This window comes from Photobacterium sagamiensis (genome assembly GCF_050337085.1).
GTDB classification, from domain to species: domain Bacteria; phylum Pseudomonadota; class Gammaproteobacteria; order Enterobacterales; family Vibrionaceae; genus Photobacterium; species Photobacterium sagamiensis.
The window spans coordinates 20922-41306 of sequence record NZ_JAKJSP010000055.1 but is presented as its reverse complement, the minus strand read 5'-3'; the positions used below and the strand labels follow the sequence as shown (position 1 = coordinate 41306).

Sequence of the window (20385 nt, the reverse complement as noted above, 5' to 3'; positions counted from 1 at the left end):
CTTAACCTTCCAATTCTTCAACTACTTCTAAGTCGACATAGATGTCATCGTCATCATCCAGAACCGGAGCATCTACCATGTCAAAAGACCAATCGTTAATAGTTTCAATTGCACCATCTATCATCAAACCAAGCTTCTGACAGAGTTCAGCAACTTCTTTGCGTGCCCATTTTTCTTTCGAGATAAGACTCTGATAAAGCTCATGGTGTGAAGCTTCTAATCCACCAGCGCTTTGTCCCGATGATGATTCCACTTGTTTCTCATTCTGTGGTTCAGGTTCTTCATCAACAAAGATGGCTCCTAGCATACTTTGAACATCTTTTGTCTCCGATTCATGTAGAGCCAAGATATCCTCATCCAACTCAAAGCGAGGCTTATCTTGATCTTGCACTGCGGAGTTGACCGAAGTGGTTGATATTGGTGAGATTTGAGTACTAGCTTTGCTAGAAGAGAACCTATGGATATCACTTGTTACTAGAGATTTATCAAGACCGAGTGCTGTATAAAGTTTCTCAAGCTGTTTGATTTCTGTTGGATCAATTTTTCCATCGGCTAAGGAAACACCTATGAGGATATGACTGACCGCAGCTTTCTCCTTATCACCCAGCTTTTCCAACCGTGCTTTTAAGCCTGTCATATTGGCAGGAGTATTTAATCGCCAAGTTAGATAAGCATTTAATGAACTCTTTTCAGTTGGTGAAAGCTTAGTATTGTGAGCTATTAACTGATGAAGCACATTTAATTCTGATTCATCAACATCGAGTCAATATTCGCAACCATGGATCCAAGTCGCAGTGCCATACCCACTTCATTGAATGCTTTTGATGGTTCAAAGAAGTCACCATGACCTCCAAGAAACAACACTACCTTACCGTCTAAGGTAAGTTTTGCATTATGATATCGAGAGTCAGGTGCAATTCCGAAACCTGCTTTCTGGGCAAGACTTTGAATAAGTTCAGTTTCTTTCTTGTTGATTTTGACAGGGAGAGGAGTTCCAGTATGCGCCCAAAAGTCGGCAACTGTTACAAGTCCTTTGTTAACAGAGATACTTGTGTCAGCCCAAATTTTGAATTCACCAATAACAGATGATGACTCTGCATTGGCCAATTCACCTGGCAACAACATCACTGCAGCGACGTCGTTTTTCGAAGTACCTTTCTTACCAAGGTACCGACTATATGCATCAAGCTCATTTGTACAGCTGTCTGCTATCGCAATAAGCTTTTTCACTGGAGCCTTCAATACACTTGGATCAGGTAAGTCCTGCGGCTCAATCTTTACACCTCGGATCGAACTACTGGCGGGCCAGTATTCAAGCTTCAACCTAGTCTTATTAGGTTTGACGACTAAACCTTCTCCAAATTTTTCCGTGTATTTCGACTTAAATAGCTTCGCGAACTCGACATCACAGCGCCTTGCCGGGGTTCTGAGATTATATTCTGGATAGAACTTAACCCAAGCCAATGCCATTTCTGCGGGGATTGGTTCTTCGTCATGAACGGTTGTAGCCAAATTATGCTTGAATAATAGGGAATCACTGCCTGGTGAAAACTCATTTTCTTGAAGAGATACAATATCAGGCTGAGTCAGGCACATCAGTTCAAGTAAACGGGTTGAGTAGTTAAAGAAAGAAGGATTATGCGAATATATCGCTCTCAGTCGCTGCAGCTCATCAAATAATGAAATGTATTCAAAGTCTTCAACATTCCCCTGAGTTGCATCAACCACGACACGTCTTTCTAGCCCGTAAAAATAAATGAATATATAGCCAATCGGCATGTCTGGCTTGCTTCTATCACTCGCAAGCCAATCAAGGTATAAACCACGACATCTAGCAGATAGTGATATATATTTAGGCCAGTACCCTACGGAATCATCCTCAAGTGTATGTGAGTCCAATGTTGATGTACTGGATACTTGTAGCGAATCGTCAATGAGAGAGGCTTCAGTACCATATCCATCTAAAGAGCTCAGCTGTCCCCCAAAATAGAAGTTACCACTAGTAATTTTTCGACCATTTACAACTACCGATTCACCAGGGCTTATCCAACGACCTACTGCTTTATTTTTGCTTACCTCCTCTTCATAGCCATAGGAGATAGTAAATGTTGCAAGATCATCATCTAACTCTTCGTTAATACTTGATTCTTTTTGAGACCTACTTCTCTGAGAAGAAGCTTCAATCTTAAAGTTATCCCAATCATTTTTCACTTTTTGCGGTTGATTTGACATTTGTTTCGAGTTCTTTTGTTTTTTGAAAAACAAAACATAAATAATGTAACAGCCACCCAAAAACAGCAAAAACTCCATGATGTATTCCTAAGCGTAGTAAGCCCTTGATGATATTAAGGTAGTTTAGCCCCATATGAAACATTTGGATGTTACATCGATGGCATACTTATACCCCGTATACGGATTGATTTCAGATAAACACTCTAAATTCGTCTGTAAAGTAACTTCCGAGAAAGAGCGCCCCCCAAAAAAGCTAGATTGAAGGCATCTCTATTAGATATTTCACGACAGCTGATTGCACCCAATCAAAGTTCTGGGTGGTGTTATATCATCATGCCCTAGTTCAGTACCGCAAAGGTTAATGACATTGATGTCTATGCTTAACCGGAAAAGTGATTTTCAGAAAATCACCGTCAAAGCAAAATGACACTAATAAACAACAAGATAACATCTATTCTTCAGTCCCATTTGCCCGGAAAGAATTTCATGTGAGACCGGAAAGGACACATTACCGGACAGAATCTTAAATAAATCAGAAACCACTGTGTAAGTAGTCAGGCTGGCTAAATACACATCCATTCTTCATGTAAAAACGGCCTCAATAAAGAGGCCGTATCATAAGAAATGACGAGAGTAGTATTTTAGAACTCAGACATCAGCTGTTTGTACTTCATATCATCTTCATACATCTGATGGAAAATCTGATATTTCATATCATAGAAGCGCTTGATTCTGTCCGTTTGCGGGGTCACAGTCTTTCCAATACGACTCATTGCATTCATCGCATCTGGAATATCTGCATAGAAACCTGATGCTACTGAGCCAAGCATCGCAGAGCCTAATAATACAGCTTCACTTTCTTCTGGTAGTAACATTACACAACCAGTAGCGTTCGCATGTTCTTGTATGAAAATGGTGTTCTTCGTTCCCCCTCCGCATCCCATGATGGTATCTATCTCATAGCCAGACTGATTCATCACTTCGATAATATGTCTTGTCCCCAACGCAATAGCCTGAATTGTGGCAAGGTATGCCAAAGCCATATCGTCGATTGTCTTCGACATTTTTAGCCCTGTAATCGTCCCGGTCAAATTTGGGTTTGCGCGTGGTGAACGGTTTCCATGAAAGTAAGGTAAGACATGAATGTCCTTAGTCAGAAACGCGATGTCCTCTTTACTACCAGCCAGCTTCAATAAGTGATCGTTCAGTAGCTGATAGACGGTAGTACCTGCATTTTTTGCTTGTTCTTTTAACGACTCATATAGCGGATGCGATGTTATCACATGGTCAATCAATGCTCCTGTCGCTGACTGCCCACCTTCATTTAGCCAATAACCCGGGATCATTGCCCCATAGTAAGCGCCCCATACACCATCGATGAAACGCGCAGTCTTTGAAGCTGCCATATGACAAGACGAAGTTCCGCCAATCAACGCCAAGCGCTTGTTGAAATCAGCATTTTCTCCAGTCATACCTGCTGCGCCAAGGACACCAATACCACCAGCATGAGCATCAATGATTGAAGTACCTACCGGCGTACCTCGGACTAAACCTAAGTCATCAGCGGCATGTGCGGTCAGGCCTTGCCCAACCGGCTCGCCCATTGGCTTAATCGTATCGCCTATGGATTTAGCGCCATCAGAGAGTAAATCTTCTAATCCTATACGCTCAAAGAAATGTGTATCCCATTTCCCTTCATGACCAAGGTATGTCCACTTACATACTGTCGAGCAAAGCGAGCGACTATCATCAAACGTTGCTTTCCAAGTTAAGAAGTCCGGCAAATCAAAAAAGTACCCCGCCTGTGACCAGGTATTTGGCATATTTTGTTTTAGCCAAAGCAGCTTCGGCGTTTCCATCTCAGGTGATATGCGATTTCCCACATACGCCAATACCGGATGCTTAGTAGCATTAATACGCTCAGCTTGTGCAATGGCTCGATGATCCATCCACATAATGATGTTTTGCTCGCTACGACCTGTAGGGCTCACGGTAAGCGGTTGGCCTTTTTTGTCTAATACAACCAGAGAACAGGTTGCATCAAAACCGATACCTTTCACTTGGATTGGATCAATGTTTGCTTGCGAAACTGCATCTTTGACCGCCATACAGACACTTTGCCAAATGTCTTCAGACGACTGCTCGATAAAATCAGCACGGGGTTTAAATATCTGTGTATCACGTTTCGCTTCACCGACTTTTCGACCTGAGGCATCGAAAACACCAGCTCGTGCGCTGCCACTACCAACGTCAACGCCAATAAAATAAATACTCATCTTGTTCTCTCCACTAAGCTTTTCGTTTTTGTAGGGCAATAAATAAGATCAGAATGCCACCCCAAAGAGCCATTGTTAGGTAGCTACTTACACCCAGTAAGTTCAAACCACTTTCTAACGTCTGCAGTACAATCAATGCCAGGCCAATACCAATGATTCGCCCAAAGCCACCGTCTGGGTTAATCCCCCCTAACACCGATGCCAAGATGGCTATCAATAAATATGATTCCCCGTAACCGGCTTTTGCCGAGTTGAATTTCGCCATCATAATCATCGCGGCAACCCAACAAAGAATCGATGAAATAGCGTACACATAGAGAACGGCTTTTTGTGTGTTGATTCCCGAGAAGCGGGTTGCTTTCTCGTTCGACCCCATAAGGTAGATGGTGCGGCCTAGGCTGGTATGTTCCAGTAAACCCCACAGGCCAATAGCAAAAAACACGAATAAAATAAGTGGCATTGGGATGCCGAAAAACGAACCATTACCCAGCACTAACAATGACTCAGGGAAGCCCGATATCACACTCCCACCGGAGATCAGTACGTTCAGTCCATTGATTAATGTCATCATCCCTAGTGTTGCCAGTATTGGAGAAACCCCAACATAGGCAATCAATGCACCATTAAGCAGACCAATCACAATCGCGGTTGCTAACCCGGCAACTAACGCCAACAACAGTACCATGCCATTATCCGGGCCCATCGTGATAATACTTGCCATCACTAAGCTACATGCGTTGGTGGTCGCAATGATGGAAAGATTAATACCACCAGTAAGCATACACACTGCCATTGCGAGTGCTAACATCCCCAATAACGGCATTTGTGACGACATTGACTGTAAGTTTGCTAGCGAGAAGAACGTGTCTCCACTTGCGATAGCCATGACGGCAAAAATACCCACAAGAATGACTAACAGATAACGAATATTCCTGTCCGTTGGAAGCTTCATTGCGTTCAGTACCTGATCCATTATGCCCCCTGTAATACTTGTTTCTTTTCATTCAGCGCAGTCATACTGATACTGAATACAATGATGAGACCCGTGACGACAGTATGCCAATATGAAGGTACACCTAGCAGTGTTAACCCATTCTTTATGATGGCTAACAAAGTCACACCAAGCACGACACCCATTAATGTGCCTTTACCACCGGTCATACTCGTCCCACCTAACACCACCGCCGCTAACACCGTGAGCTCGAAGCCCATTAATGAGTTTGGCGCAACTGACTGGGTAATTTGGGTTTGAACTACCGAAGCAATGCCCGCCAGCGCTCCCATATAACCGTAAACAAACAAATGAATACCAAACAAATTGATACCAATTCGGCTGGCCGCATCCGCATTACCGCCCATCGCATAAATCTGACGCCCCAAGCGCGTTTTAGACATCAAAAATGAGGTGAACAAAACAACGACCACTAAGGTAATAATCGGGAGTGATAAGCCATAATCGTAACCATCGCTACCGATAAAGGTGAACAGCTCAATGCCCTCCATGAACCAATCAGGGAAACCGTACAGCCATTCACCGTTGCTGAAATAAATCAGCAGGCCGAAAAACAGGTTCAATGTTGAAATCGTAATGATGATGGCCGGCACTTTCAGCTTGTACACCAATATGGCGTTGATTAGACCGAGCAGAATACCGACAACGGCCGCAATCAAGAATGCGATGAAGAAGTTACCACCAATAGACAGTACATACGTCGCCATGACGTACTGTGCTATCGCAGCTGTGGCCGGAAATGAAATATCAATACCACCAGCTATCAGTACGACAAAAAGCCCACAAGCCATGATACCTAAGATGGCTGAACTCACTGACATGTCGAAGACATTCCCCAGCGTAAAGAAATCTTCAGTGGTAACGCCCAATCCCACGACTATCAAGCCAATCAATACCGCGAGATAAAACTCATGGCGCTTTATTAATGCATCCCAGTGAAAACGAATTTGATCAGGCATTAGCGGCCTCCATAATTTCTTGCTCGGAAGAGGTCACTGGGTGGAAGTCACGTATAAAACACCCATCTTTCATCACAATGACGCGGTGGCTGTTATAAAACACCTCAGGAATTTCATCACTTACCATAATGATTGCCATACCCTTTGCCGCTAGATCTTTGGCTATCTGATAAATACTTTCTTTGTTGGCGACATCGACCCCGACCGTCGGTGAGTCGAGGATCAAAACATCCGGCTCTGCCGCAATCCATTTGGCAATGGAGATACGCTGAGCATTACCGCCCGACAAGCTAGTAACAGGTAACATTGGGTCAGCCACTTTAATAGATAAAGAAGAGATGAGTTTTTTTACCAAGCCTTTCGCCTTAGTATGATCCAGAAACCCGTTAGGTTTTTTCAGCCTCGGCAGGACTGCCGCAGTGGTATTATCCTGAATGGATTGTTCCATCACCAGACCGGTACTCATCCTATCTTCCGACACATAACCAATACCATGGGCGATTGCCTCTCGGTTAGAGCGAAGTTTGACTGGTTTTCCATTGATCTGTATTTCACCGCTATCTGGCTGTGTCATACCAAATAGGGCCAAACACAATTCAGTCCGTCCTGAGCCCAACAAGCCAGTGATAGAGACAATCTCACCGGCACGCACTTGGAGGTTGATATCATTGAACTGACCTTTCTTCGTCAGTTTAATTGCCTCTAACTTCACTTCCCCCTGTCGCTGATATTCACCTAATGGCGAAAACTCAAATCGTTGCCCAGTCATTAAGAAGGCCAACTCATCACTGTTCATTTCTTCAGCTGGGTAAGTACCGATAGTTTTACCATCGCGAATCACCGTAATACGATCTGAAATTTCCATCACTTCATCCAACTTGTGACTGACAAACACCACAGTGACACCTTTGGATTTAAGATCGGCGACAACGTTAATTAAACTATTTACTTCGGTGCGAGTCAGTGAAGCCGTTGGCTCATCCATAATGACCAGTTTGGCATCAGAGGCCATCGCACGACATATCGCCACCAATTGACATTCTGCAATAGAAAGTTGATCAACGCGTTTAGTCAAAGGCAGTAACACGCCAACTTTGTCCATCGCAGCTTGAGCTATCGTATTTAAGCGTGCTTGCTTAACTAGACCTTTTGTCCAAGCCATATGATCTTGCACAGCAATATTTTCAGCGACAGTCAGGTTGGGAAATAAGGACAAATCTTGATAGATAACCTGAATGCCATGTTCTATGGATTGCTGTGGATTAAGGCGGGAATAGCTTTTTCCACCAAGAATAATCTCGGCGCCTTTTTCAGGATCATGAACCCCAGAGATCACCTTGAATAACGTACTTTTTCCACAGCCGTTTTTCCCCGCAAGGCAATGTACTTCACCTTTATTGAAGGTCAGGTTGATGCCGTCAAGGGCCTTAACTGAACCAAAGTGCTTGGATACCCGTTTTAAGGTAATGAATGCTTCGTTTGACATGATGGATTTCCAGCTAAAGGGCAGCATTGCACTGCCCTGAACAATATATTCCGATACAGCGATTAGAAGCCTAATTCACGTGCGTTTGACTTATCCACTTCGAGGATTTTATTGAACTTAATCACACGGTTTTCTTTATCGATTTCAGCGACACCAAGATTATTCACTGTTACGCCATCAACAACTTTTTGACCATCCAGCATTTGTTTCGCAATGGCCACCATGGCATAACCGGCATCAGCAGGGTTCCACAAGAAGCCTTTGTCAATCTCACCACGCATCAAGTAAGGTGCTGCTTGGCTTGGCATCATAATGCCTACTATGCTCATTTTATTTTTTGCGCGTTTCTTCTTAATTGCCTCGCCAGCACCGATACCACCAAGCGAGCCATAAGAAACAACACCTGTCATATCAGGGTGTGCTTTCATCAAATCATTCGTAGCCGCAAAAGAAGCATCAATACTTTCTGCGACAGGCATACGGCTAGTGACTTCATACATTTCAGGATAAGCTTGCTTCTGATAATCAATTGCAAGATTTGCCCAGTTGTTATGTAGAGGAACTGTTAAAGAGCCAACATAAACTACATAACCACCTTTCTCTCCCATGTTTTTCGCAAGCTCATCCATTGTCGCCATGGCATAAGCTTGATTATCAATCGTTTCGATATCCCAGTCGGCACTGTGGCCATCTGGCGATTCGTGGGTCAGTACAACGATACCCTTCGCACGCGCTTTCTTGAATACGGGTTCAAGTACTGTGACATCATTGGGAACGACCGTTATAGCATCGACCCCTTTGGCAATCAGATCTTCAATGATTTTTACCTGCTGAGCAGGATCTGGCGTTGAAGGGCCCAATTGACGCGCATTGACACCGAAGTCAACTGCAGCTTGCTCGATACCTTTGTTCATTTGGTTGAACCATGGGATACCTGATACTTTCACGACGTTCACAATTTCATAGTCTTTTGCCTGGACACCGGCAGTAGCAAGGGCCAGTGAAAGAGCAGCAACTTTGAACAAGACCTTTTTCATCGTTATCAATCCTTTATTATGCGTATAGGGTATTGGAGATTCGATGAGATGAATATGAGGCATACAGAAAGAACAAACTGAAAATGGCTCTCATAATGTGACAGATGCACATTAATGTAACCATACAGATACGCCACTGTTACCAACCAGTTAAACTGAAAGTGTGACGTAATTGAAACAAACTAGAACACCGCAAAACAAACAATAATCACACAATAAGAAAACAAAAACACAACAACAACTCTGATGTAAATACAAAAAACAGAGCTATCAATAGAATGTAAATACTGTTTATTAAAAATAAGTTAATAAACAAGATCTGGTTCTGCTTTTGTATGTAGATTTTCATAACTGCTAAAGATAAATGTGATGAGTAGTCAAGGTTAAAAGAAACGCTATACTCTGGCAATTAAAATTAATGACCACTAGATGTTATTTTATTACAACGCCTCTAAAATTAAGGCAGGCCATTTAAATTGAGTTCAGCGTTTATCAGACGTAAGCTGGTGAGTACATATACTTCTTACTTACACAAATGCCGAATATGACTATCACCTCTAAGTCATAGCCCGCTCCTGAGCGGAAGAACTGTCCTCGGATTGATGCCTATCACACATATGAGTCCCCATTTAGAAATACAGGCTACTTGTTCAATGCACGCAATTTGGTTTTGTCGCAAAGTCACTCTATGAGTTATGATCACCGAAGCTTTCCACTCAATGTAATCGCATGACCATCCATTTTTCAGCCCGGCACTTTCCTTCAGAAATCATTCTCCTGTCCATTCGCTACTACCTTGCTTATAAACTGAGTTATCGCGAAATCGAAGAGATCATGGTTGAGCGAGGTATTTATGTTGATCACTCAACCATCAATCGGTGGGTCATCAAATACGCCCCGTTACTGGAGCATCGTGCTCGACAAATGAAAAAACCAGTCGCGTCATCATGGCGGATGGATGAGACATACATTAACGTCAAAGGTAAATGGAAGTATTACTACCGAGCCGTTGATAAATACGGCAATGTCATTGATTTTTTACTATGTGATCACCGTGACAAGAAAGCAGCTCGCGCCTTCTTCAACAAGGCGATAGGCCATAACGGATTACCTGAAAAGGTCGTGATTGATAAGAGTGGTGCGAATGCTTTAGCGCTGCATAATATCAACGTCCAACTCTGGTTGATGGGGAAGATGCTCAACCTGATTGAAGTGCTTCAAGTTAAGTATTTGAACAACCTAGTCGAGCAAAGCCACCGGAAAGTGAAAGGCAAGATGCATCAGTGCCTGGGATGGAAATCTGATGAAGGAGCCAAAGCCACCCTCGCAGGCGTGGAGCTATGGTCAATGATTAAAAATGGACAGCTCGACAACCCTGTAGACTTATCTGTTTGGGAGCAGTTTTACGCGCTAGCAGCCTAATTGTATTTGAAAATCAGTACGCTTGTACTTCTTCATAACTTTGCGACAAAACCGCTTATTCTGTTTCCATCATTTCTGTTTCTACCATCCAATGTTGTTCCTGTTGATACAAGCGTTCTATTTCAGCTGCCGTCACAGGCTTTGAAAAATAATATCCCTGGCCAAAATCACACCCCAGATCCTTTAGAAAACGCCACTGTTCAACCGTTTCAATCCCTTCAGCCAGGGATGAAAGTCCCAGACTTTGTGACATTTTGACCGTTGCGGATATGATGGCCACGTCATCTTCATCATCAGGAATACCATCTACAAACGACTTATCGATTTTGAGTTTATGGAAAGGCAAGTGCTTCAGTCGATCCAGTGAAGAATAACCCGTACCAAAATCATCCAGGGCAATTTTTATACCATTTTTCTTGAAATACTCCAGTGCTTTCTCTGTTCGTTCAGCCTCCTTAACCATAGAGGACTCGGTGACTTCAAATTCCAGTAAATTCTTTGATACACCCGTTCTATTGATTATATGCAGCACATCATGGCCAATGTCAGCAGACCACATCTGTCGAGGTGACATATTTATAGCCATTTGCAATGAAATCCCCTTGTTAGCCCATTTTCGAGCCTGGCAACAGGCTTCCTCAATGACCCACTCGCCTATCGGCAATATCAAGCCAGTATCTTCCGCGACAGGCAGGAAATCTGCAGGTGATATCAAAATACCACTTTCTTTCTCCCAGCGAATAAGCGCTTCCACACCAAGCATTTTGCCACTGGCTAAATCAACGACCGGCTGGTAATGGAGTACAAATTCCTGTCGTTCTATTGCCTTATGCAACATTGTTGCCAGTGCCATTTTCTTTTTCTGGCGTTCTGATAGCTCCCTGGAGAAAAACTGATAATTATCACGCCCCAGCTCCTTGGCCCTGTACATGGCGTTATCTGCATTTTGTATCACCTGAGCAGCTTCTTCTGCATCATCTGGAAACAGGCTGATACCAATACTGGCTGAAACATATGCATCATGCCCCATGACAAGGATGGGTTTTTGCATCTCTTCCAGAATTCTTTGCGCAACAATAATCGCCTTCTGATTAAGTGTGGTCTCATCCGTCTGTCTTCCGTACCGTGTAAGAAGCACAATGAACTCATCCCCCCCTTGACGCGCCACGATGTCATTGGCTCGTACGACACTCTTCATTCGCTCAGCCGCTTCACAAAGCAATTCATCACCGGCTGCATGCCCGAGTGTGTCGTTAACTAATTTGAAATTATCCAGGTCGACAAACAAGATAGCCGCTGCCCCTCCCTGCAGGCGGATCTGGTCGATGGCCTGGTTCAGCAACTGCATTATCGTTGTCCGGTTAGGTAGGCCAGTCAGAGAATCATGAAAGGCCAGATGGGTGATCTTTTCCTCGGCTTTTTTGTGTTTTTGTTGTGTCCGCAATGCCATAACGCCATAGGCGAGATCACCGGCCAGTTCCTGCAACAATGCTATCTCTTCCGGTTCAAAGGCATTTATCTCTGCGCTGTAGATTGAAAGAGCACCGAATGCCACTTTTTCCAGCACAAGAGGGAACCGGATCACAGCGCCATAACCACGTTTGGAGGCTTCCTTGCGCCAGAGAAAGCTATCGGACTCACTCCTGATGTCCATCTCAACGCATTGCGTACCCGTTCGGATCGCCATAGCCACCGGACAGGGTGCCTGACCTTCATCTTGCCAGCATCGCTCCAGTGCATTGATGTAACCTTGTTCCTCACCGGCCCAGGCTGCAGGCAGTACCCGCTCCTCCCTATCTTGTTGCACCAGACCTACCCAGGCAAATCGATATCCGGCTTTCTCCACGATGGTCTGACAAACACCCTCATACAGTTGCTGTTCATCCTCAGACCGTGTCAGAAGCATATTGCTGGCATGGATAGCACTCAGGGCTCGACTGGTTCGACGCAATTTTTCTTCTTGCTCCCTGCGCTCTCTGATATCCGTTGCGACGCAAATAATGTCCTGAACCTTTCCTTCACCATCGTACATCACCGAACCGGAGAACAGCACCGGTATCCTGTTGCCACCCTTGCCAAGATAGGATTTCTCAATGTTGGTAATAAAACCCTGCTTGATTAAGACATCAAGGCTTTTTTTCTGAAAAATGGGTTCTTCTTCTAAAATGATACCAAGCGGCTGGCCAATCAGCTCTTTTTCCTCATAGCCCAACAGGTCGAGGGTGGCCTGATTCACCGAGACAATGACTGCACTAGGGTTCATGACGATCAGGGAACCAGGCATCGTCTTCAGGATGTTATCTACATAATTTCTCGAAACCGTCGTCCTCTGCAGTGCTTCGGTCATCCTGTTAAATGATGAAGCCAGCTCCCCGACTTCATCTTTTGTGCTTACTTCAGCTTGTACTGTCAGATTACCGAGCGAAACTTCCTCTACCGTTTCAGTCAGTATCTCCACCGGTCGGGCAAGCAATCTGCCGACGTAATAGAGGCCTACTACCAGAAACATCATAACAATCACTGCGAGAGCGGCGATCTTTCTTGCCAGCAGGTTAACGGGCGCCAGCGCCTTTTCAAGCGGGACCTCCAGCACCAGTTTCCAGCCGCTCCCCCTATAGCCGTATAGCCCATTCTGCAAAGAAGATACTGCCAACACAGCCTCGGAGGCTTTGCTCCTGCCTTTCTCAATAACAGCTTTTCCCTCATCACCATTTACAAGTACCTTTTTTACCCGTTCGTGATCGATGTGACCGGGTTGCAAGATTTTATCAGCGTAAGCTGACGGGCTGGCGATGATCAACCCCTCTCTGTTGAAAAGGTATGCAATGGCCGGAGGGGCTATTTCATTCAGCATCTGCATAATCACGGGCCAGGCAAAATGACCGATAACCACACCTTTAATATAATTATCCCCCCAATTGCTTCTAATCGGCGCGGTAAACATAACCGTGGGCCTGCCGCTCTTCCCGGGCAGCACCAAGTCAGAATAGTACTCCCTCCCCTTCATGGCATTGTGGTAGGCGACACTGCTTGTCGGATATTCCTCTATATGCTTTCCAACACTCTCCTTATCTGTCGACATGAGGATTGAACCCTCACCGTCAATCAAGGTTAACTGGTCCCATGGACCTGTCAGAAAGGTACGTTCTTCCCACTCTTTGAAGATCAAATCTGAGATTATTCCTTCGCTCTCTTTTTTAGGCTCCAGAAACGCCTGTAACATTACGTCTTCTGCGATCATCTGGATATCCCGATAAGCGATATAGAGGACACGGTCAATTCTCAGCATTTGATGATGCGCAATTTGCTGATAATTTTTGGCAATGTTTTTCTGAAGTACCGTTCTGGCAGAATAAAAAGTGCCAAGTACCAGTATCGGCACGGCAATGAGCGACATCATTACAATGGATAGAGTGATCTTGGATGCAAATTTCATAGCGCTTCTTGCTGCAAGGAATGCTTGAGAGCTCGGATGAAGGTAGCGTCAATAAATTCCGTGCTGTCCAGCTGCGTTTTAGTCACATCATGGTCTATAAGAAAGTTATTTATCTGCCGGGCTGTACCGTGCAGCGATTCAAACCCCGCGCCGTAAGAGAAGGAGGTCAGATTTTCTCGGGTATCCAGTATTCGGGCTAAGCGCGCAAACGCCAGTGCCTCGCCCGGAGTGATATTATAAATCGCGGCGATGATGCCAAATGCCTCGTCCGGATTTTCCTTGATGAATTGCGTCGTTTTGTGCCACACATTGACATAGGCCTGAACATCAGCTGGCCTTTCTTTAATGAAGCTACGACGGAAAGTATGACCACTGGGGGATATGCCAGGAATCGCCGAAGTATCAAAGAGCTTTCGGCCATTCCATTTTTCTATCGCCTCAGATACAACAGGCTCCCAAGTGACAATAGCATCTAGCTTCCCCTTCTCGAATTCTTCTGCCGCCTTCTCGCCGGCGATCTTTACTTTAGTAACATCATCGGACATTAACCCATACCGTCTTAGTACGACATCCAGTATGTATTCCAAATAGGTCCCTACATCAACGCCGATGGTTTTCCCTTTCAAGTCCGCGAGTGTTGCAATGGCAGACCTCACTACAATGGCCTCTGAGCCTGTGGAGTTGTCGCCATTAATGACCAGAACAAGATCAGCTCCCCCTGCGTTAAAACGCATTAGATCAAACAAGGTGAAGTTGCTAACGTCTATTTTTCCATCAACCGTATCCTGCAAGGACCCCCAATAGTCGGGATTAGAGTCGATAAGCTCAACATTCAGGCCAGCCTCTTCAAACCAGCCTTTTTTATCGGCGATTTCTACCCAATACGTTCCCGGCCAGTAATAGCGGGCAACCTTCAACGGAAGGTCAGTTGTCTTCGCCCCTTCTTCCATCTTCGGGGCGGGCTGCCACCAGACAAAACCGACGATGATTAAGACCAACAAAATACCTGTGACGACAATAAGCTTTTTAAACATTTCGCATTATTCTCTTTTTGTTCACGATACCCGGGGGTTAAAACGATACCCGCTCTAGGAAATAAATTCTTTTGAATCAATTTAATAGTCAACCTGTTTTATATATAGTAATAAAATTATTATATATCAATGAGATTCATGCACATTACTGACATGTTTTTTGAGAATTGATGCTGTGAAAAGCAAGCGTTGGTATTTAGCGAGAACTTACACGAACGTATCCCCTCACATAAAAAGCCATTAAAATCAGATGATTAATATCAGTTCTATAACGTGCTCGTGCAAAACCTTGTCTCGTTTAATCAAGCTTAATCTCTACTCTTTTGATTTCTCAAATTACAACTGGGTAAATAGGCAGACATCAGCCTACAGGTTTGATGCACTTGAAATGATGTCTCTATTGAGTGTCAATCTGATTAGAACCATACAATCTAGATTCTCGTAAAATCATTATCAGGCTTTGTGAAACTTTCAAAGTATCCGATATTAAATCTAACGCGTAAGGTGCTATGGAGGCGAAAGGGCGTTAGCTTCCTCTAGCGCTTTTTCCGTATCCGTAACCGAGCATTAACAATCAACCGTACCACCCACCATCAAATTTTGTACAACGAGCGCAAATGGTAGAAAGTGAGCAACACCCTTGTTGCCCATTCGATAACGACACAGTGAGATTTATTCATAAAATAAGCATGAATAAAGCTATGGCAAACCAGTATTAACAGAATACGAATGAACAAATGCTCTAAATAGCTTTGGGGCAAGAGCGATTCAGTTTCCGTCTTCCCACCCTGCGTGACTATTCAGTTTGGAATTTCAAGGCCGAGAACGGCATTTAGCTCGCATTGGGAGTTTCCGAGCGTAGAGATTTCAGATGAAGTTGAACCTAACACCTCGAACTGTCAGTTCGTGTGTGAATCAATACAGATAATGATGTGAACAGTTTAGCCGTCTAGCTTAAGCCCTCCCGCATGCGCGCTTGTTCTAAGGATGTCTTCATCTCATCGGCATTGAGGTGCTCAGAGCCAAAATATGCCTCTACTAAATGGGAATATGCGATAACGATCATAAAAAGAACACCGATATACTTTTAAAATTAGTCAGCCAATTTTGGTGATCTTAATAAGGAATGGCATTAATGCCTCAACCGACTATTGGAAGTCAGTGGTACAAATTTGATTTCCATACTCATACCCCAGCCTCTATTGATTACCGTGATCAAGAAATCCCTAATGAAGTTGAGTGGCTAAAAGCTGTAATGCAAGCCGAAATAGACTGTGTGGCTGTCACTGACCACAACTCCGGCAGTTGGGTTAACAAACTGAAAGAAACATATATCAACCTGGATAAGTCAGAACAATGGTATCGGCCGCTACATATTTTTCCAGGATGTGAAATCACAGTATCAACCGGCGCCAGCCGTATCCACTTACTGGCACTTTTTGACCCAAGCGTCGCTTCAAATCACATCACATTGCTACTTGGCGCGTGCGGCATTTTCGATGATTTTGGTGATCCCGAAAGAACATCGACTACCGAGTCAATTGAAACCATTATCACAAAAATCAAACAGGCAGGTGGAGTTGCAATCCCTGCTCATATCGAGGGATCAAAAGGTCTGCTAGAAAATGTTCGAAACGTTAACCCAGATATACAGAAATCACTCAATCTAATTGATGCTGCGCAGTTCCTTAATACTACTCACCTCGATACCGTCCATCCTGAACTGAAAAAAGCGGCTTCTCATATCACGGTAGTTCGTGGTTCTGATGCTCACTCCATAATAGATTTTGGAAGTAGTTTTACTTGGGTAAAAATGGACATCCCATCCCTAACCGCTCTTGAATTCGCTCTTAAAGACAACGAGTTCTGTATTCTGAATCAGGACAAAAATCCCAATTTCACACCTAAATCGAATTAACCACCAATAAATAGGTCACCTTCACTCGTAGAAGATGATCTATTCTTCAATTTTTTGATCTAACATCCAAAGCACAAAACAGTAATTACTCCGTCATAATAATGAAGCTGGGATACCATCCCACTGTTCATCAGCGCTCCTTAGCATCTCCCATTAAACATGATCTGGTGTTTTCTTAGACATGCTCCAGAACTACTCGCGTGACACTACACTTATGTCGAGCAAGATATTCTAATAACCAAAGGTTCTAACTAAAAAAGCGGCTGAAAGGTTTTAACTGGCAAAAAAGACCAGATATCTATGTATGTAGAGCCTAATACAGATAAGGAAACGCAATGGCAAACGAATATACACCACCAAAAGTTTGGACAATGGATAATGAAAGTGGCGGTCAGTGGGCGAGTATTAATCGACCTGATTCGGGCGCAAGACATGAACAAGACCTTCCTGTAGGCCCGCACCCATTGCAGCTTTACTCAATGGGAACACCTAATGGGCAAAAGGTGACCATCATGCTGGAAGAGTTGCTGGCACTGGGTGTCTCTGAAGCTGAGTACGATGCTTACTTAATTGAAATTGGCGATGGGGATCAGTTCTCATCAGGCTTCATTGGAGTGAACCCAAACTCGAAGATTCCTGCTTTGGTGGATCACTCAGGTGATGCGCCAATCAATGTGTTTGAGTCGGGGGCGATTTTGCTTTATCTGGCGGATAAGTTCGGCTATTTCCTACCAAAAGACATCAAATCTCGTACTGAGGTTATGAACTGGTTGTTCTGGCTGCAAGGTTCTGCGCCTTACCTTGGCGGTGGTTTTGGTCACTTCTATACGTACGCACCAGAGAAGTTTGAATACCCTATCAACCGCTTCGCGATGGAAACCAAACGTCAGTTGGATGTGCTTGATAAGCAACTGGCAAGCAACAAATTTATTGCCGGTGACGAATACAGCATCGCTGATATGGCAATTTGGCCTTGGTACGGAAATTTGGTACTTGGTGAAATTTACGATGCGGCAGAGTTCCTAGATGTCGCCAGTTACACCAACTTGCAACGCTGGGCGAATGAGATCTCAGAACGCAGTGCCGTACAGCGCGGCAGAATTGTGAACCGCTCTTGGGGTGAAGAGTGGGAACAGGTTCCCGAGCGACACAATGCCGCGGACATTGATGAAGCGCTAAAGAAACAGCCTTAGACATACCTTAATAATCATCCCCTTGGGGCTATCTAAGGGGATGATTAATCCTAATATTTCATTTCTTTGTAATCTAAATCCATTTTCTTAAAGTGTTTGTGCCAATACAGCCTCATTCACAAGAGGAGCATCAATCCTGACACAGAGAGCCCCCCATGACTGAAGAAATACTCGATTACTAGAAGAATTACAATCTGTTCCTATACTGAATATTGATACGAATAATATAGATTTATTACATCGATGCTCTTCATAAGAAATCAAATAATTTTGATCTCTCTTATTTATTTAGAAATGGCAGGACGTAACTATGAAGCAAACGATAAAATTCTCTTTCGTAATTTCGGCCTTAGCATTAATACTCTCCGGCTGTGATAAGAGCAACGTTCAGGACAAAGAACTAATCAAATCACTCGAAGCAAAAATCCAAACGCTTGAGCAGCAAATGAAGCAATCAGAGCTGCCTGCTGCAACAACTTCTGAACCGGATATCATCAAACCACTACAAGACAAAATTGTCAGCCTTGAAAAGCAACTGGCAAATAAACCTACCAGTACCAATAAGCCTCAAACCTTAGATAAAGTCCTAAAACAAGGCTATGTTCAATGCGGGGTCAGCAATGGCTTACCGGGATTCTCTAACCCGAACGCAAAAGGCGAATGGGAAGGGCTGGATGTAGAGTTTTGTCAGGCGGTTGCAGCTGCAACCATTGGTGATAAAACAAAAGTAAAGTATATCCCGCTAACAACGGAAGAACGCTTTACTGCTCTGCAGTCAGGAGAAGTCGACCTGTTAGCTCGTAATACCACTTGGACAATGCATCGTGATACCACATTGGGGGTCAATTTTGCTGGCGTGAATTACTACGATGGCCAGGGTTTCATGATTAAAAAGAACCTTGGCGTATACAGTGCAACAGAGCTTGATGGTGCAACAATTTGTGTCCAGTCTGGCACCACAACAGAACTTAACCTCGCAGAATACTTCCGCTATCGAGAAATGAAATATACACCAGTCATCTATGATACAGGGACTCAAACGGTTGAAGGTTTTGATGCCGGACGTTGTGATGTATTGACAACCGATCAGTCAGCCCTCTATGCGCTACGCCTGAACTTGCAGGATCCTTCTGGTGCCGTCGTTTTACCTGAAATCATCTCTAAAGAGCCGTTGGGCCCGGTCGTCCGTCAAGGCGATGATCAGTGGTTCAACATTGTCAAATGGACGCTTTACACCATGCTAGCAGCGGAAGAGCTAGGTGTTTCCTCTATTAGTGTCGATGATATGAAGAGTTCTAATGATCCGAATATCCGCCACCTCATTGGTTTAGATGGGCCGAAAGGCAAAGGATTGGGATTAAGTGACGACTGGGGTTACCGCATTATCAAACAAGTAGGTAACTACAGTGAGAGTTTCGAGCGTACGGTCGGAACGAACTCTCCGCTTGGAATGAAACGCGGTGTTAATGCACTCTGGCAAGATGGCGGGATTCTGTACGCCCCACCTATCCGTTAATTCAGAGACCAACTATCCGGAGGGGGGCTGGCCCCCTCCTCCACAACTTCTTTTACTTTGAACAACACTGCACCTTGTGGTGCATGATTCAACAAAGGCTAACTCGTATCATTCAACTATTGATCTGCAATTCAGTTTTAATCAGATGCAATATTGCAAGATCATGCCCTACCACAAAAGTTAAATTCCACACATTTACCAGCTTTTTTACCGGTGACAGGACTTGTTCTTCCAGGTTCTTTAATAGTTGCTCCGCATTATCTAAGGGAAAACCATCTATAGCACAGACATCTAATTCTTCAGCCCATTCTATCAAGGCCGCCTTTTCATCACTGGCTTCCACTTGTGATATATATGTCGCAGCATCATACTCCAAAATCATGGTATAGACAGACATGAGAACGCTCTCGATATGATGGCCAGCAAAACCGTATCCTTACAAGAATTGTTGTCACATTCTTTAATCATCTTTAACCATCGACTGGGTATACCAGCAGGTTAATTTATCTTCTGAACCAACCAGGCTAACGACAATTTCACCGTAGAGTTTCCAACCCTGTCCAAGAAGAAGGTTTATTTTATTCTCAAATTCAAACTCATGTTTATCGCAGACAATTTTGTATTTCATAATCTATCTCCAACTGGCATCACACATAAAATGAATGAACAAGTAAGATAATTGTGACCTGTTCACTGCAAACTGCATGCTAAGTCGATGTTTATATGACAAGAATAAAACGACCAGCATATTAATAATAGTCAGAAATAATCAGGTTATGCTGCAAAAATAATACATTTTTTTTCCTTTTAATTTCAGTTGGTTATTGTGAACGTTTAAGTTCTGAAGCAGGGTACATGAGGCAG

At 43.9% G+C, this 20385-nt stretch carries 15 protein-coding genes; 4 read left to right on the top strand and 11 right to left on the bottom strand.

Translation table 11 applies throughout. The annotated features are described in order from the left end of the window. Position 1: 1 nt before the first annotated feature. From L4D76_RS22830 to L4D76_RS22800, 7 genes are all read right to left on the bottom strand, one after another. On the bottom strand, positions 2 to 736 hold the full coding sequence (locus tag L4D76_RS22830; protein ID WP_428443170.1) for a tellurite resistance TerB family protein: 735 nt from the start codon (positions 734 to 736) through the stop codon (positions 2 to 4). A 2-nt stretch (positions 737 to 738) separates the two neighbouring features. Next, positions 739 to 2310, bottom strand: a complete 1572-nt coding sequence (locus L4D76_RS22825; RefSeq protein WP_428443169.1) for a TerB N-terminal domain-containing protein — start codon at positions 2308 to 2310, stop codon at positions 739 to 741. Positions 2311 to 2873: 563 nt separating this feature from the next. Next, a complete protein-coding gene (locus tag L4D76_RS22820; protein ID WP_428443168.1) occupies positions 2874 to 4508 on the bottom strand; it encodes an FGGY-family carbohydrate kinase in 1635 nt (544 codons plus the stop codon). A 13-nt stretch (positions 4509 to 4521) separates the two neighbouring features. After that, complete coding sequence (locus L4D76_RS22815; RefSeq protein WP_428443167.1) at positions 4522 to 5481, bottom strand: ABC transporter permease; 960 nt, start codon at positions 5479 to 5481, stop codon at positions 4522 to 4524. Then, positions 5481 to 6479, bottom strand: coding sequence for an ABC transporter permease (locus L4D76_RS22810; RefSeq protein WP_428443166.1), 999 nt, complete (start codon positions 6477 to 6479; stop codon positions 5481 to 5483). Before L4D76_RS22810 ends, L4D76_RS22815 begins: the two co-directional genes overlap by 1 nt. After that, the gene (locus L4D76_RS22805) at positions 6472 to 7965 is read right to left on the bottom strand and encodes a sugar ABC transporter ATP-binding protein (protein WP_428443165.1); all 1494 of its coding nucleotides are present in this window, start codon (positions 7963 to 7965) and stop codon (positions 6472 to 6474) included. Before L4D76_RS22805 ends, L4D76_RS22810 begins: the two co-directional genes overlap by 8 nt. A 62-nt stretch (positions 7966 to 8027) precedes the next feature. Next, complete coding sequence (locus L4D76_RS22800) at positions 8028 to 9002, bottom strand: substrate-binding domain-containing protein (protein WP_428443164.1); 975 nt, start codon at positions 9000 to 9002, stop codon at positions 8028 to 8030. Between the two features lie 729 nt (positions 9003 to 9731). On the opposite strand from L4D76_RS22800, the gene L4D76_RS22795 reads away from it, so the two are divergent. Next, the gene (locus tag L4D76_RS22795) at positions 9732 to 10424 is read left to right on the top strand and encodes an IS6 family transposase (protein ID WP_428443163.1); all 693 of its coding nucleotides are present in this window, start codon (positions 9732 to 9734) and stop codon (positions 10422 to 10424) included. 55 nt (positions 10425 to 10479) lie between these two features. Here the strand turns inward: L4D76_RS22795 and L4D76_RS22790 are convergent, their stop codons facing one another. Next, positions 10480 to 13860, bottom strand: a complete 3381-nt coding sequence (locus tag L4D76_RS22790; protein ID WP_428443162.1) for an EAL domain-containing protein — start codon at positions 13858 to 13860, stop codon at positions 10480 to 10482. Beyond that, entirely contained in the window at positions 13857 to 14894 is a 1038-nt protein-coding gene (locus L4D76_RS22785; protein WP_428443161.1) for an ABC transporter substrate-binding protein, read from the bottom strand. The genes L4D76_RS22790 and L4D76_RS22785 overlap by 4 nt, the downstream gene beginning before the upstream one ends. Positions 14895 to 16020: 1126 nt before the next feature. Between L4D76_RS22785 and L4D76_RS22780 the strand changes: the two genes are divergently transcribed. From L4D76_RS22780 to L4D76_RS22770, 3 genes are all read left to right on the top strand, one after another. Then, entirely contained in the window at positions 16021 to 16812 is a 792-nt protein-coding gene (locus L4D76_RS22780) for a PHP domain-containing protein (protein WP_428443160.1), read from the top strand. Positions 16813 to 17147: 335 nt separating this feature from the next. Next, positions 17148 to 18005, top strand: a complete 858-nt coding sequence (gene yghU / locus L4D76_RS22775) for a glutathione-dependent disulfide-bond oxidoreductase (protein ID WP_428443159.1) — start codon at positions 17148 to 17150, stop codon at positions 18003 to 18005. 310 nt (positions 18006 to 18315) lie between these two features. Then, the gene (locus L4D76_RS22770) at positions 18316 to 19521 is read left to right on the top strand and encodes an amino acid ABC transporter substrate-binding protein (RefSeq protein WP_428443158.1); all 1206 of its coding nucleotides are present in this window, start codon (positions 18316 to 18318) and stop codon (positions 19519 to 19521) included. A gap of 112 nt (positions 19522 to 19633) precedes the next feature. Here L4D76_RS22770 and L4D76_RS22765 read toward each other — a convergent pair whose 3' ends face one another. Together L4D76_RS22765 and L4D76_RS22760 are read right to left on the bottom strand one after the other, a co-directional pair. Continuing rightward, entirely contained in the window at positions 19634 to 19918 is a 285-nt protein-coding gene (locus L4D76_RS22765) for a hypothetical protein (protein ID WP_428443157.1), read from the bottom strand. A 63-nt stretch (positions 19919 to 19981) separates the two neighbouring features. Then, on the bottom strand, positions 19982 to 20149 hold the full coding sequence (locus tag L4D76_RS22760) for a DUF1737 domain-containing protein (protein ID WP_428443156.1): 168 nt from the start codon (positions 20147 to 20149) through the stop codon (positions 19982 to 19984). Positions 20150 to 20385 lie beyond the last annotated feature (236 nt).